Origin of the sequence: Streptomyces lanatus, assembly GCF_014655715.1 — a bacterium.
Lineage (GTDB): Bacteria > Actinomycetota > Actinomycetes > Streptomycetales > Streptomycetaceae > Streptomyces > Streptomyces lanatus.
Genome location: NZ_BNBM01000012.1, coordinates 17,542 through 31,419, shown reverse-complemented (window position 1 = coordinate 31,419; position 13,878 = coordinate 17,542). Strand labels below are relative to the sequence as shown.

Sequence of the window (13,878 nt, the reverse complement as noted above, 5' to 3'; positions counted from 1 at the left end):
CTTCCCTCTCAGCCCAGCAGGACGTCGTCGTCGCCCAGCCGCTTCAGCTCGCGGTAGAGGATGGCGAGGCCGGTGACGATGGCGGCGGCGGACACGGCGGCGTCGACGAGCCGCAGCGTGTCGCTCTCCAGGCGGGCCTTCTTGGCCTGCTTGGCGACACTGACCGCACCGAACGCGGTGGTGGCCATGGACAGGTACAGACCGGACTTGGACTTCTTGAAGTCCTTGGCCTTCGACAGCTTGCTCACAGCGACGGTGCCTCCTCCAGAAGCGGGTGCCCCCACTTTTCCACGAAGGCCGCCTCGACGGCCGCCCCGACCTTGTAAAGACGGTCGTCCTTCAGCGCCGGGGCGATGATCTGCAGGCCGACCGGGAGGTTGTCCTCCGGGGCCAGACCGCAGGGCAGCGACATGGCCGCGTTGCCCGCGAGGTTGGTCGGGATGGTGCACAGGTCGGCGAGGTACATCGCCATCGGGTCGTCGGCACGCTCGCCGATCGGGAAGGCGGTGGTCGGCGTGGTCGGCGAGACGATGACGTCGACCTGCTCGAAGGCCTTCTCGAAGTCGCGCGTGATGAGCGTGCGGACCTTCTGGGCGCTGCCGTAGTAGGCGTCGTAGTAGCCGCTGCTCAGCGCGTATGTGCCGAGCATGATGCGGCGCTTCACCTCGGGGCCGAAGCCCGCCTCGCGGGTGAGGGAGGTGACCTCCTCGGCGGAGTGGCTGCCGTCGTCGCCGGTACGGCGGCCGTAGCGCAGGCCGTCGAAGCGGGCGAGGTTGGAGGAGCACTCGGAGGGCGCGATCAGGTAGTACGCGGAGAGCGCGAGGTCGAAGGACGGGCAGTCCAGCTCGACGATCTCGGCCCCGAGGTCCTTCAGCAGGGCCACGGACTCGTCGAAGCGCTGGATGACGCCGGCCTGGTAGCCCTCGCCGCGGAACTGCTTGACGACGCCGACGCGCATCCCGGCGACGCTGCCGTTGCGGGCGGCCTCGACGACCGGCGGGACGGGCGCGTCGATCGACGTGGAGTCCAGCGGGTCGTGCCCGGCGATGACCTCGTGCAGCAACGCCGCGTCCAGGACCGTACGGGCGCAGGGCCCGCCCTGGTCGAGGGAGGAGGAGAAGGCGACCATGCCGTAGCGGGAGACGGCCCCGTACGTCGGCTTCACGCCCACCGTGCCGGTGACGGCGGCCGGCTGGCGGATGGAGCCGCCGGTGTCGGTGCCGATGGCGAGGGGCGCCTGGAAGGAGGCGAGGGCCGCGGACGACCCACCACCGGAACCACCGGGGATCTTGGTGAGGTCCCACGGGTTGCCGGTCGGCCCGTAGGCGCTGTTCTCGGTGCTGGACCCCATGGCGAACTCGTCCATGTTGGTCTTGCCGAGGATGACGACGTCAGCGGCCTTGAGGCGCTTGGTGAGGGTGGCGTCGTACGGCGGAATCCACCCCTCCAGGATCTTCGAACCGACGGTCGTCGGAACGCCCTCGGTGGTGAAGATGTCCTTCAGCGCGAGCGGGACGCCGGCGAGGGGACCGAGCTTCTCGCCCTTGGCCCGCTTCTCGTCGACGGCACGCGCCTGCGCCAGGGCGCCCTCGCGGTCGACGTGCAGGAAGGCGTGCACCTTCTCGTCGACGGCCTCGATGCGGGCGAGGTGGGCCTCGGTGACCTGCACGGCCGTGAGCTCGCCGGAGGCGATCTTCTCGGCGGTCTCGGCGGCGGTGAGCTTGATGATGTCCGTCATGACTTCTTAGTCCTCCCCCAGGATCTGCGGCACCTTGAAACGCTGCTGCTCCTGGGCCGGGGCGCCGGAGAGCGCCTGCTCGGGGGTGAGCGACGGACGGACCTCGTCCGCCCGCATGACGTTCGTCAGCGGGAGCGGGTGCGAGGTCGGCGGTACGTCTTGGTCGGCGACCTCGCTGACGCGTGCGACCGCGCCGATGATGTCGTCCAGCTGTCCCGCGAAGTGCTCGAGCTCTTCGGGCTTCAGCTCCAGACGCGCCAGCCGTGCGAGGTGGGCGACCTCCTCGCGCGTGATGCCAGGCATGCAGCGATCCTCTGGGGTGAGTGTGTGTGGTTTGGGGCCAATCCTATGGGGCGGGGAGCAGTGGCCGTGAAACGGTTTCCCCCGCCCCGGTCGGGGTCACCCGCGGCGCCCCTCCCAGACCTCGCTCCTCATGAAGTGGTTGTCGTACAGCTCCTGCACCTCCAGCAGGCTCTCGGCGGTGGCCTCGCCGAGGGCGATGCGCTGGAGGTGGCGGAAGTACTCGAAGCGTTCGACGCCCGGGGTGATGACGATGAGCAGGTCGGCGTCGGCGCCCGGGACGGCGGAGAAGGCGTGGGGTTTGCCGGGCGGGACGACGACCAGGTCGCCGGGTCCGGCCGTGACGACGTCGTCGCCGGAGAGGATCTCGGCGGCGCCGTCGAGCAGGAAGAACATCTCGGCGGAGTTGTCGTGCCAGTGCGGTTTGGCGCCGTCGGCGCCCGAGGTGAGGGTGACGCGCTGGGTGGACAGCGCGCCGCCGGTCCGGCTGCTGTCGGCGAGCAGACGGACGGTGGTGGGCGCCCGGCCGACGACTTCGGCCTCCGCCTCGCGGACGATCACGGACTCGTCGAACTTCGGAACGAACAGCGACATGTCTCGAACCCCCGGTGCGAGATCGGTGTGGGCGTGCTCAGACGAGGAACAGCAGGACGGCGCTGATGAGGACGACGACCGCCGTGGCGAAGTGGATCCCGAAGGCCGTCGCCTTCGTACCGCCGTTGCGCAGCACTATCAGTGTGTCGAAGAGCGGCACGAGTGCCACGGCGAGCATGAACCAGGCCTCGGCGCGGGCGCCGACGAAGAACAGCAGCGCCAGGCCCACCACGCCGAAGGTGCCGTCCCGCAGGCCCTTCACGGAGAGATAGGCGCCGGCGTCGCCCTCCGGCCGGGCCGGGACGCCGTAGCCGGTGGCGGCGGAGGCGGGCTGGAGCAGGAACTGGTAGCCGAGGAACAGGCAGAACAGGTTGAGGACGACGGCCAGGGTGTACGCGGTCACGGTCATGACTTGACTCCTCGCTAGCACTGCTAGGGACAAGAGCGAAGCTAGCAGAGCATCGACAGCTGCGCTAGCACTGCTAGAATTTCTGGCATGTCGATCCAGACGCGCAAGGAGCGCGAACGAGCGGAACGCGAGCGGCTGATCATCACGGCGGCCCGGGAACTCGCGGAGTCGGAGGGCTGGGACGCGGTCACGACCCGCCGCCTGGCGGCGGAGATCGAGTACAGCCAGCCGGTCCTCTACAGCCACTTCAAGGGCAAGGACGCGATCATGGCCGCGGTGGCGGTGCAGGGGTGCGCGGAGATGGCGGCCGAACTGCGCACGGCCCGTACGGCGGCGAAGGGCGCGCGTGCGGCGCTGGCGGCGGTGGGCGAGGCGTACACGTCGTTCGGCCGACGGCGACCGGCGCTGTACGACGCGATGTTCACGCACGCCGTGGATCTGCCGTTCGCCACGGAGGAGGCACCGGCACCGCTGAAGGAGGCGTTCGGGGAACTCCTGGCGGCGGTCGCGCCCATCGCGGCCGAGGGCGACGACACAGGGCTGCTGACGGAGACGTACTGGGCCGGGCTACACGGCCTGGTCACGCTGATGCGCAGCGGCCGACTCCCGGAGGGCGCTCATGAACAGCGGTTGGCCCTGCTGATCGGCCACTTCACCGCGACGTCCTGACGAACTACTCGGCGGCCGGCAGCGCGGCCCGTGGTCGCTGCCACCCCCGCGACCCCCGCGCCCGCAACCACGCCGTCGTCTCCTCCGGCGGCATCGCGGCGGCCACCAGCCACCCCTGTACGGCGTCACAGCCGAGGTCACGCAGCCGTTCCCAGGTCTCGTCGTCCTCGACGCCCTCGGCGACCACGAGCAGGCCCAGCGAATGCGCCAGATCCACGGTGCAGCGGACGATCTCGGCGTCCTCGGTGTCCACCGCGAGCCGTGCCACGAAGGACCGGTCGATCTTCAGCTCGCTCACCGGGAGGCGTCTGAGGTGCACGAGGGACGAGTAGCCCGTGCCGAAGTCGTCCAGGGACATCTTCACGCCGTGCCCGGTCAGCCCGGCCAGAGTGTCCGCGGCCCGCTGGGGGTCCTCCAGGAGGACGTGTTCCGTTATCTCCAGTTGGAGCGCTCCCGCCGGGACTCCGTGCCGGGCCAGGCGCGCGGCGACGGAGCCGGCGAACCCGGGGGTGTGGACATCGCGCGGGGAGACATTGACCGCGACCGGCACGAACAGCCCCTGCGACCGCCACCGGGCCACCTGCCCGAGCGCCGTCTCCAGCACATACTCCGTCAGATGCGGCATCAGCCCCGACGACTCGGCGATCGCTATGAACTCGTCCGGCGGCACCTTCCCGCGCTCCGGGTGCACCCAGCGGACCAGGGCCTCAAGACCCGCGACCTGTCCGTCGAAGCGGACCTTCGGCTGGTAGTGCAGCTCGACCTCGTGCGCGTCGAGGGCGCGGCGCAGGTCGCCCAGCAGGCCCAACCGGTCAGGGGTGTTCGAGTCACGCTTGGACTCGTAGACCTCCACGCCCGTGCGGTCCCGCTTGGCCTGGTACATCGCCACGTCCGCGCGCCGCAGCAGTCCCTCGGCGTCGAGGGCGTGGTCCGGGAAGACCGCGACACCCGCGCTGGCCTCCAGGACCAGGGTGAGTCCGTCAAGGTCGAGGGGGGAGCTGAGGGCGGTGACAAGACTGCGGGCGACCCGGGTCGCGGACGTCGTGGAGTCGGCGACCGGCAGTAAGACGGCGAACTCGTCACCGCCGAGCCGCGCGGCCTCCGCTCCGCGCGGCAGGGCGAGGCGCAGCCGGTCCGCTATCTGCAACAGCAGGCGGTCACCGGCCAGATGACCGAGCGTGTCATTGACCGAACGGAACCGGTCGAGGTCGATCAGCATCAGGGCGGACCGGGCGCCGATGCGCTCGGCGTCGTCGAGCGCGGTCCAGATGCGCTCCAGCAGCCACTGCCGGTTGGGCAGTCCGGTCAGCGGATCGCGCAGCTGCTCCTCGGCACGGGCCCGGGCGATCCACAGGGTGGAGTCGAGGGCGATGAGGGGGATGGCGAACAGCGGCAGCAGCAGGGGCTTGGCTATGGCGACGACGCACACCAGCGGCGCGATACCGAGCAGGGCGACGGCGACCAGGCCGTGTCTGACCAGGGCGGTGCGCTCGACGGTGGGCAGGCCGCCGCGCGGGGTGTGCAGGTACCACAGCAGGACCCGGGTGACCGCGAGATAGGCGGCGGCGACCAGGACCACGCCGGGCGCGGTGTAGAGCGTCCAGGAGTCCGGATCCCACGGGTTCTCGACGGTGGGCACCCGGCCGAAGGCGGCCAGCACGAGGGCCCCCGAGGCGATGCCGAGGATGTCCACCGCGCCGTGCAGGACGCCCTGACGCCAGCGGTTGCGGCGGGCGACGCCGACCAGGACGACGACGGTGAGGCTGACCATGCCGGCCGGCACCCAGCCGTACAGCATCAGCACGGCGAGGGTGAGGGCGGCGCCGGAGCCGGTGCCGCCCCACCAGCGGGCGCGGCCGAGCGCGACCAGGTGGCCGACGATGATGCCGGTCAGCACGGCCAGCGACCAGCCGACGGTGCCGGCCGGGAAGAGGGCGTGGTTGTCGGTGAACGCCCGGTAGAACCCGGCGCCGAGGACGAACCCGGCCGCCGCGACGACCGCCGCGGGCAGCGCGGGCCAGGACAGATGCCGTTCATGGTCGGGGTGGTCGGAGGCGAGCGGCATGGTGGGGTGGCCGTCCATCACGGTGCGCGGTGCGGCGGCTCGCCCGGCGGCGCCGTCCGTGTCCGGACGCACCGCTGTCCGCGCCGTCCACGTCCGCCATGCGCCGGCCAACCGGCGCAGCCGTGAGTGCGGGGCGGCGCTCTCGGTCGGTTCCATTCCCGTCCCTCTCACAGCCGGCGGTGCCCACGCCACGCGGCCCGATGCCCGACAACCAACTTCAACGGCGCCGCGTTGGAAAGCCCTTCCCCCCGCCCTTCGCAGCTCTGCAAGAGCAAGGGGATGCCCCGACCGCAGCTGGGCACGGCAGGCGCACATCTCAACAGTAGGCCGCAGAAGGCTTCCACGGGCAGCGGTCGTCGACGGTTGCCCGAATGCGCCCCACCCACCCGTATGCATCTGGTATGCGCCGATCGGGCCGCCTTCAACCGCTACTCCTCCACAGGGAGCGCAACTTCGGCCGCCGCGTCGGGCCCCTGCTCCAATAGGACATTGAAGCCATCCTCGTTCAGAACAGACACCTTCAGCTGCATGGCCTTGTCATATTTGGACCCGGGGCTGTCACCTACGACAACAAAAGATGTCTTCTTCGAAACGGAACCGGTGACCTTCGCGCCGCGGCTCTGGAGCGCGTCCTTCGCGCCGTCGCGCGTGAAGTGCTCCAACGTGCCGGTGACCACCACCGTGAGCCCCTCCAGCGGACGCGGCCCCTCGTCCTCGCCGGAGCCCTCCTCCTCCATGCGGACGCCGGCCGCCTTCCACTTGCGGAGGATCTCCTGGTGCCACTCCTCGGCGAACCACTCCTTGAGCGAGGCGGCGATGATCGAGCCGACGCCCTCGGTGTTCGCCAGCTCCTCCTCGCTCGCCTGCTCGATCCGGTCGATGGAGCGGAACGAGCGGGCCAGCGCCTCGGCGGCGACCGGGCCGACATGCCGGATCGAAAGGCCGGTGAGGACACGGGCCAGCGGGCGCTCCTTTGCGGCGGCGATGAACTCCAGCATCGAGACCGCGTTCTTCTTGAGCTCGCCCTGCTGGTTGGCGAAGACCGTGGCGATCTTCTCCTCGCCGGTCTTCGGGTCGCGCTTGGGCAGTCCGCTGTCCTGGTCGAGGACGTACGCCTTGATGGGCAGCAGCTGCTCGGGCGTCAGGTCGAACAGGTCGCCCTCGTCGACGAGCGGCGGGTCGGCCGGCTCCAGCGGCTTGGTGAGCGCGGCGGCGGCGACATAGCCGAAGTGCTCGATGTCCAGCGCCTTGCGGCCCGCGAGGTAGAACAGGCGCTCACGCAACTGGGCCGGGCAGGTGCGGGCGTTCGGGCAGCGCAGATCGACGTCGCCCTCCTTCATGGGCCGCAGCGCCGTACCGCACTCCGGGCACTCGGACGGCATCACGAACTCGCGCTCGCTGCCGTCACGCAGGTCGACGACAGGACCGAGGATCTCCGGGATGACATCGCCGGCCTTGCGCAGCACCACGGTGTCGCCGATGAGGACGCCCTTCAGCTTGACGACGTCCTGGTTGTGCAGGGTGGCGAACTCGACCTCCGAGCCTGCGACCGTGACCGGCTCGACCTGGGCGTACGGCGTGACCCGGCCGGTGCGACCGACGCCCACACGGATGTTGATCAGCTTGGTGTTGACCTCCTCCGGCGCGTACTTGTACGCGATGGCCCAGCGAGGGGCGCGCGAGGTGGAGCCGAGGCGACCCTGGAGCGGGATCTCGTCGAGCTTGACGACGACGCCGTCGATCTCGTGCGCCACGGAGTGCCGGTTCTCGCCGTAGTAGGCGATGAACGCCCGCACCGAGTCGAGGTCGTTGACCACCTTGTTGTGGGGGGAGGTGGGCAGCCCCCAGGTCTTGAGCAGGCCGTACGCCTCGGACAGCCGGGTGAGGCCCTCGAAGCCCTCCAGGGCGCCGATGCCATGGACGACCATGTGCAGAGGGCGGGTGGCGGTGACGCGCGGGTCTTTCTGGCGGAGCGAACCGGCGGCGGCGTTGCGCGGGTTGGCGAAGGGCTTGTCGCCGGCCTCGACCAGGCGGGCGTTGAGCTCCTCGAACTTCTCCATCGGGAAGTAGACCTCGCCGCGGATCTCCACCAGATCCGGGACGCGGTCACCCTTCAGTCGGTCCGGAATGTCCGCGATCGTACGGACATTGGGGGTGATGTCCTCGCCGGTTCGACCGTCGCCGCGCGTGGCGGCGCGAGTGAGGCGCCCGTGTTCGTACGTGAGGTTGACGGCGAGGCCGTCGACTTTGAGCTCGCACAAGAAGTGATGCACGGAGGAACCGACGTCCTTGTGGACGCGCTCGGCCCAGGCAGCCAGCTCCAGATCATCGAAGGCATTGTCGAGCGAGAGCATGCGCTCCCGGTGCTGGACGGCCGTGAACTCCGTCTCGTACGCACCCGCCACCTTCTGGGTCGGCGAGTCCGGGGTGCGCAGCTCCGGATACTTCTCCTCCAGCGCCTCCAGCGAGCGCAGGAGCTTGTCGAAGTCCGCGTCGCTGATGACCGGAGCGTCGTTCACGTAGTACCGGAAGCGGTGCTCCTCGATCTGCTCAGCGAGCTTCGCGTGCTGCTCCCGTGCCTCGGCGGGCACCGTCGTCTCCGCTTGCTTGTCGCCGGCCACCGTATTGTCCTCCCGTTACTCTGGGTTGTCCGCGAGGGATCTCGCCGCCCGGACGCAGTGGGCGAGAGCCCCCCGTGCGTACTGCGGGGAGGCCCCCGCGAGTCCGCACGACGGCGTGACCGTGACCGCCTCCGCGAGAAGCCCCGGTGACAGCCCCAGCCTGCGCCACAACGTCCTGACACCCATGACGCTACCGGCAGGGTCTGACAATGGGCCGTCCGTGCCCGGCACGACACCGGCGAAGAGCCGGGTGCCGCCTTCCACCGCCTCGCCGATCGCGTCGTCGTCACGCTCGGTGAGAAGGGAGAAGTCGAAGGAGATCGCCGCCGCGCCCGCCCGGCGCAGCAGGGCGAACGGGACGTCCGGTGCGCATGAGTGGACCACGACGGGGCCGTCGCCGTGAACCCCGACGACATCGCGGAGGGTGGCCTCGACGAGCTGCCGGTCGAAGGCGCGGTGGGTCCGGTATCCGCTCGCCGTCTTCACCTGGCCGCGGAGTACGGCGACGAGGGAGGGCTCGTCGAGCTGGAGGACGAGGCGGGCGCCGGGGATGCGGCGCCGCACCTCCGCGAGGTGCTGGCGCAGGCCTTCGGCGAGGGAGGCGGCGAGGTCGCGGCAGGCGCCGGGGTCGGAGAGGGCGGCTTCGCCGTTCTTCAGCTCGAGCGCGGCGGCGAGGGTCCACGGGCCGACGGCCTGTACCTTCACCAGCCCCTCGTAGTCCTGGGTGAACTCCTCCAGCGCGTCGAGGTCCTCCCCCAGCCATGACCTCGCCCGCTTGGTGTCCCTCCCCGGGCGGTCGCCGATTCGCCAGCCGCTGGGTTCCACGCGGGCGTACAGCTCGACGAGCATCCCTGCGGTTCGCCCGATCATGTCCGCGCCGGGGCCTCGGGCGGGGAGTTCTGCGAGGTGGGGGAAGTCCTCGAAGGAGCCCGTGACGGTTTTGGCCGTCTCGCGGGCGTCGCCGCCGGGCATGGAGCCGATGCCGGTGGCGGGGGCGAAGGTTGGGTTTGCGTTCACGCCCAGAAGCCTATGTTTCTTCGCCCCCGCCGCCCCTACCCGTCCCATCCCCGGGGCTGCCGCCCCCGGACCCCCGCTGTCGGCCCTGAACGGGCCTCGTCCTCAAACGCCGGACGGGCTGAAAAACCCAGCGGGGTCGAAAAGACCTAACGACCCGGCCGCACCGTCAGGTCGTTCACCTCCGCGTCCCTCGGCAGATCCAAGGCCATCACCAACGCCGTCGCCACCGACTCCGGGTCGATCCACCTCGCCGCGTCGTACTCCTTGCCCTCCTGCTGGTGGACCTTCGCCTGCATGGGGCTGGCCGTGCGGCCGGGGTAGATGGTGGTGACCCGGACGCCGTTGCCGTGTTCCTCGTGGCGGAGGGAGTCCGCCAGGGCCTTGAGGCCGTGCTTGGACGCGGCGTACGCGGACCAGTCGGCGTGGGCACTGAGCCCGGCGCCCGAGTTGACGAAGATCACGTGGCCGCGGGCGGCGCGCAGCTGCGGCAGGAAGTGGCGGGTCAGTTCGGCCGGTGAGATCAGGTTGACGTTGAGCTGGTGACGCCAGGTCTTCGGGGTCAGGTCGCCCACCGGGCCGAGGTCCACGACGCCGGCGATGTGCAGCAGGGAGTCCACCCGGTCGGGGAGCGACTGGTGGGAGAACGCCCAGGACAGCTTGTCCGGGTCGGCCAGGTCGCCGACCAGCGTCCGCGCGCCGGGAAACTCCGCCGCCAGCTCCTTCGCACGGCCCGCGTCACGCGCGTGGAGCACGAGTTCGTCCCCGCGCGCGTGCAGGCGGCGGGCGACGGCCGCGCCGATGCCGGAACCGGCTCCGGTGATCACATGTGTAGCCATGCCCGCCATGCTCGCATCAGTGGGACGTCACTCCACTCCCCGGCTCTCCTCCAGGTAGGCGAGCGCCCCCACCGGCTCCTCCGCGAAGAACACCAGGTCGGTCAGCGGACGGGGCAGGAAGCCCTCCACCTCCATACGGCGGAACTGCTCCTTCAGGCCGTCGTAGAAGCCCGCGGTGTTGAGCAGCACCACCGGCTTGTCGGTGTGGCCGTGCTTCTTCAGCTCCAGGATCTCGGTGGCCTCGTCCAGCGTGCCCGTGCCGCCGACCATGACGACCACGGCGTCCGCCTTCTCGAGCAGCAGCTTCTTGCGCTCCGCCAGGTCCTTCGCGATGACCATCTCGTCGACGCCGGGGCGGGCCTTGGCGGCCAGGAACTCCACGGACACCCCGACCAGCCGCCCGCCCGCCTCCTGCACCCCGTCGGCGACCACCTTCATCAGACCCACGTCGGACCCACCCCACACGAGCGTGTGCCCGCCCTTGCCCATCAGTTTCGCGAACTCGCGCGCGGGGCGCGTGTAACGGTCGTCGAGGTCGGCGGCGGAGAGAAAGACGCAGATTCGCATGCGGCCACCGTACGCGGGAAGAACCCGGCGCCCGCGAGCGCTTTCCGGATATGGCTGATGGACACACGATCACGATCGAGCAGGGCACGCGACGCGTACGGGCCGTTCACGGCGGTCAGGTCCTGGCGGAGAGCGACCGGCCCCTGGTGCTGCGCGAGACCGGCTGTCCCGTGCGGTACTACCTCCCCGCCGAGGACGTACGGCTGGACCTGCTGACGCCCTCCGAGACCCACACCTACTGCCCCTTCAAGGGAACGGCCTCCTACTGGTCGTTGCCGGACGCCGCCGACCTCGTCTGGGCGTACCCGGACCCGAAGCCGGACGTGGCCGAGATCAAGGACCACCTCTGCTTCTACGAAGTCGAAGTGTCGTAAGCGATTAGTTCGGGTGCCGTACGGCAGTCTCCACAGGCATGGACAAGAAGACCATTTCCGCGGACGGCACCTCCATCGCCTACGAGATCTCCGGGGACGGTCCCGCGGTGATCCTCGTCAGTGGGGCGATGTCCACCGGGGGCACCGTGGCGCCGCTCGCCGTGCCCCTGTCGGAGCGTTTCAGGGTCGTCGCGTACGACAGGCGCGGGCGGGGTGAGAGCGGCGACACCCGGCCGTACTCGGTGGAGCGGGAGGTCGAGGATCTCGCCGCGCTGATCGACTCGGTGGGCGGCGAGGCGCTGCTGTACGGGATCTCGTCGGGCGCCGCGCTGGTGCTGGAGGCGGCGGCGAGCGGGCTGCCGGTGCGGCGGGTCGCGGTGTACGAGGTGCCGTTCGCCGTCTACGAGGGGGGCGCCGAGGAGCGTGCGGAGTACACCGCGCGGCTCACGGAAGCACTCGGTCAGGGGCGCCGTGGGGACGCCGTCGAGCTGTTCCTGCGGCTGGCCGGGATGGCCGAGCAGATGATCCAGGGCGCCCGGCAGTCCCCCATGTGGGCCGGTATGGAGACCATCGCGCCGAGCCTGGCCTACGACAACGCCGTGATGGGCGACGGGCTGGTGCCGCGGGACCGGTTGGCGGCGATCACCGTGCCGGTGCTGGCCATTGCGGGCAGCGCGAGTCCCGCGTGGATGCACGAGGCCGCGCGGGCCGTCGCGGAGAGCGTGCCGGGTGGGTCGTATCGGAGCCTGGAGGGGCAGACCCACATGGTGGAGCCGGATGTGCTCGCACCAGTCCTGGCGGAGTTCTTCGCGAGTTAATGCGGGCTCTCACACTGTCGACGGCGTCGCCCGCACCGTGGACGCGATCGTCGCCGAGCCCACCACGCGCGTGTCGTCGTACAGGACGATCGCCTGGCCGGGGGCGACGCCGCGGACCGGCTCGGTGAAGGTGACCTCCAGGGAGCCGTCGATCAGTTCGGCGGTCACCTCGGTCTCGCCGCCGTGGGCGCGCAGCTGGGCGGTGTAGGTGCCGGGGCCGGTCGGGGCGGTGCCGCACCAGCGGGGCTTGATCGCGGTCAGGGCGGTCACGTCCAGGGCGTCGGCCGGGCCGACCGTCACCGTGTTGTTCACCGGCGAGATGTCGAGGACGTAGCGCGGCTTGCCGTCGGCGGCCGGGGTGCCGATGCGCAGGCCCTTGCGCTGGCCGATGGTGAAGCCAAACGCGCCCTCATGGGTGCCGAGCTTGGCTCCCGACTCGTCGACGATGTCGCCCTCCGCCTTGCCGAGGCGGTCGGCGAGGAAGCCCTGGGTGTCGCCGTCGGCGATGAAGCAGATGTCGTGCGAGTCGGGCTTCTTGGCGACGGCGAGGCCACGGCGCTCGGCCTCCGCGCGGATCTCGTCCTTGGTCGTCAGGGTGTCGCCGAGCGGGAACATCGCGTGCGCGAGCTGCTTCTCGTCCAGGACGCCGAGGACGTAGGACTGGTCCTTGGCCATGTCGGAGGCTCGGTGCAGTTCGCGGGTGCCGTCGTCGTTGAGGACGACCGTGGCGTAGTGGCCGGTGCAGACCGCGTCGAAGCCGAGGGCCAGGGCCTTGTCGAGCAGGGCCGCGAACTTGATCTTCTCGTTGCAGCGCAGGCACGGGTTGGGGGTGCGGCCGGCCTCGTACTCGGCGATGAAGTCCTCGACGACGTCCTCACGGAATCGGTCGGCGAGGTCCCAGACGTAGAACGGGATGCCGATGACGTCGGCGGCGCGGCGGGCGTCGCGGGAGTCCTCGATGGTGCAACAGCCACGCGCGCCCGTGCGGAAGGATTGCGGGTTCGCCGAGAGGGCCAGGTGGACGCCGGTGACGTCGTGGCCCGCTTCAGCCGCGCGGGCGGCGGCGACGGCGGAGTCGACCCCGCCGGACATGGCGGCGAGGACGCGGAGGGGGCGGGAGGGCTGCGCGGTGTCAGTCATAACCCTTCCAGGGTAAGGGGGCGCGGGAACCAGGGCCCGCGAGTATCCGTTGACGATCACATGGGAGAGCGGAAGGCTTCGAAGGACGGCGACCGGAAGGTCGGGCGTCGTGCGTTGCTCATCGGCGGGACGGCGGCCGCGGTGGGCTCGGCCGTGCTGGCCCGGGACGAGCTGGCGCGGCTGTGGTGGCGGGTGCCGGGCGTGGAGAAGCCGCGCGAGGAGGGCGAGGTCGACTTCACGGGCGCGCGCTGGGTGGCGGCGTCGGACGCGAACTGGCGGCGCGCGGACCGGCCCGACGACTACGGCATCGACATGGTGATCATCCATGTCACCCAGGGCAGTTTCGACAGCGCGGTGAAGGTGTTCCAGGACCCTGAGCACGGGGCGGCGGCGCACTACATCGTCCGCAAGGACGGCCACATCACCCAGATGATCCGCGAGCTGGACGTGGCGTATCACGCGGGCAACCGCGACTACAACGAGCGCAGTGTCGGCATCGAGCACGAGGGTTTCGTGGACCGGCCGCAGGACCTCACGGACGACATGTACGAGGCGTCCGCGCGGCTCACGGCCCGGATATGCGCGCGCTACGACATACCCGTCGACCGCGAGCACATCATCGGGCATGTGGAGGTGCCGGGGACCGACCACACGGATCCCGGGGAGCACTGGGACTGGGACCGATACATGAAGCTCGTGCGGGCGGCGCGCACGGCGCCCGCCTGACGGC

The 13,878-nt window shown here is 70.5% G+C and carries 15 protein-coding genes; 4 read left to right on the top strand and 11 right to left on the bottom strand.

Annotation, left to right across the window (positions count from 1 at the left end):
• Positions 1-8 precede the first annotated feature (8 nt).
• The 5 genes from IE325_RS28200 to IE325_RS28180 form a co-directional block, all read right to left on the bottom strand.
• Positions 9-248 (bottom strand): hypothetical protein, encoded by a 240-nt coding sequence (locus IE325_RS28200; RefSeq protein WP_190072907.1) that lies wholly within the window; start codon positions 246-248, stop codon positions 9-11.
• Positions 245-1,738, bottom strand: coding sequence for an Asp-tRNA(Asn)/Glu-tRNA(Gln) amidotransferase subunit GatA (gene gatA / locus IE325_RS28195; RefSeq protein ID WP_190072906.1), 1,494 nt, complete (start codon positions 1,736-1,738; stop codon positions 245-247). Before gatA ends, IE325_RS28200 begins: the two co-directional genes overlap by 4 nt.
• A gap of 6 nt (positions 1,739-1,744) precedes the next feature.
• Complete coding sequence (gatC, locus tag IE325_RS28190; RefSeq protein WP_007384860.1) at positions 1,745-2,041, bottom strand: Asp-tRNA(Asn)/Glu-tRNA(Gln) amidotransferase subunit GatC; 297 nt, start codon at positions 2,039-2,041, stop codon at positions 1,745-1,747.
• Positions 2,042-2,137: 96 nt separating this feature from the next.
• Positions 2,138-2,632: a cupin domain-containing protein gene (locus tag IE325_RS28185; RefSeq protein WP_190072905.1), complete on the bottom strand. Its 495-nt coding sequence runs from the start codon at positions 2,630-2,632 to the stop codon at positions 2,138-2,140.
• 37 nt (positions 2,633-2,669) lie between these two features.
• On the bottom strand, positions 2,670-3,041 hold the full coding sequence (locus IE325_RS28180) for a DUF4267 domain-containing protein (protein ID WP_190072904.1): 372 nt from the start codon (positions 3,039-3,041) through the stop codon (positions 2,670-2,672).
• A gap of 87 nt (positions 3,042-3,128) precedes the next feature.
• Between IE325_RS28180 and IE325_RS28175 the strand changes: the two genes are divergently transcribed.
• Positions 3,129-3,710 carry a TetR/AcrR family transcriptional regulator gene (locus tag IE325_RS28175; protein ID WP_190072903.1) on the top strand — a complete coding sequence of 194 codons (582 nt, stop codon included), beginning with the start codon at positions 3,129-3,131 and terminating at the stop codon, positions 3,708-3,710.
• 4 nt (positions 3,711-3,714) lie between these two features.
• On the opposite strand, the gene IE325_RS28170 is transcribed toward IE325_RS28175, so the two are convergent.
• From IE325_RS28170 to IE325_RS28150, 5 genes are all read right to left on the bottom strand, one after another.
• Positions 3,715-5,931 (bottom strand): putative bifunctional diguanylate cyclase/phosphodiesterase, encoded by a 2,217-nt coding sequence (locus IE325_RS28170; protein ID WP_190072902.1) that lies wholly within the window; start codon positions 5,929-5,931, stop codon positions 3,715-3,717.
• Between the two features lie 272 nt (positions 5,932-6,203).
• Positions 6,204-8,396 carry an NAD-dependent DNA ligase LigA gene (gene ligA, locus IE325_RS28165; protein WP_190072901.1) on the bottom strand — a complete coding sequence of 731 codons (2,193 nt, stop codon included), beginning with the start codon at positions 8,394-8,396 and terminating at the stop codon, positions 6,204-6,206.
• 15 nt (positions 8,397-8,411) lie between these two features.
• Positions 8,412-9,461 (bottom strand): methionine synthase, encoded by a 1,050-nt coding sequence (locus IE325_RS28160; RefSeq protein WP_373315232.1) that lies wholly within the window; start codon positions 9,459-9,461, stop codon positions 8,412-8,414.
• A 98-nt stretch (positions 9,462-9,559) separates the two neighbouring features.
• Entirely contained in the window at positions 9,560-10,249 is a 690-nt protein-coding gene (locus IE325_RS28155) for an SDR family oxidoreductase (RefSeq protein WP_190072899.1), read from the bottom strand.
• A 27-nt stretch (positions 10,250-10,276) separates the two neighbouring features.
• Positions 10,277-10,816 carry an LOG family protein gene (locus IE325_RS28150; RefSeq protein WP_190072898.1) on the bottom strand — a complete coding sequence of 180 codons (540 nt, stop codon included), beginning with the start codon at positions 10,814-10,816 and terminating at the stop codon, positions 10,277-10,279.
• A gap of 50 nt (positions 10,817-10,866) precedes the next feature.
• On the opposite strand from IE325_RS28150, the gene IE325_RS28145 reads away from it, so the two are divergent.
• Both IE325_RS28145 and IE325_RS28140 read left to right on the top strand, forming a co-directional pair.
• The gene (locus tag IE325_RS28145; protein ID WP_190072897.1) at positions 10,867-11,190 is read left to right on the top strand and encodes a DUF427 domain-containing protein; all 324 of its coding nucleotides are present in this window, start codon (positions 10,867-10,869) and stop codon (positions 11,188-11,190) included.
• Between the two features lie 38 nt (positions 11,191-11,228).
• Entirely contained in the window at positions 11,229-12,008 is a 780-nt protein-coding gene (locus IE325_RS28140; protein ID WP_190072896.1) for an alpha/beta fold hydrolase, read from the top strand.
• Positions 12,009-12,017: 9 nt separating this feature from the next.
• Here IE325_RS28140 and mnmA read toward each other — a convergent pair whose 3' ends face one another.
• Complete coding sequence (gene mnmA, locus IE325_RS28135) at positions 12,018-13,148, bottom strand: tRNA 2-thiouridine(34) synthase MnmA (protein WP_190072895.1); 1,131 nt, start codon at positions 13,146-13,148, stop codon at positions 12,018-12,020.
• Positions 13,149-13,208: 60 nt separating this feature from the next.
• Here mnmA and IE325_RS28130 point away from each other — a divergent pair, with 60 nt between their 5' ends.
• Positions 13,209-13,874, top strand: coding sequence for an N-acetylmuramoyl-L-alanine amidase (locus IE325_RS28130; protein ID WP_190072894.1), 666 nt, complete (start codon positions 13,209-13,211; stop codon positions 13,872-13,874).
• Positions 13,875-13,878: the final 4 nt, after the last annotated feature.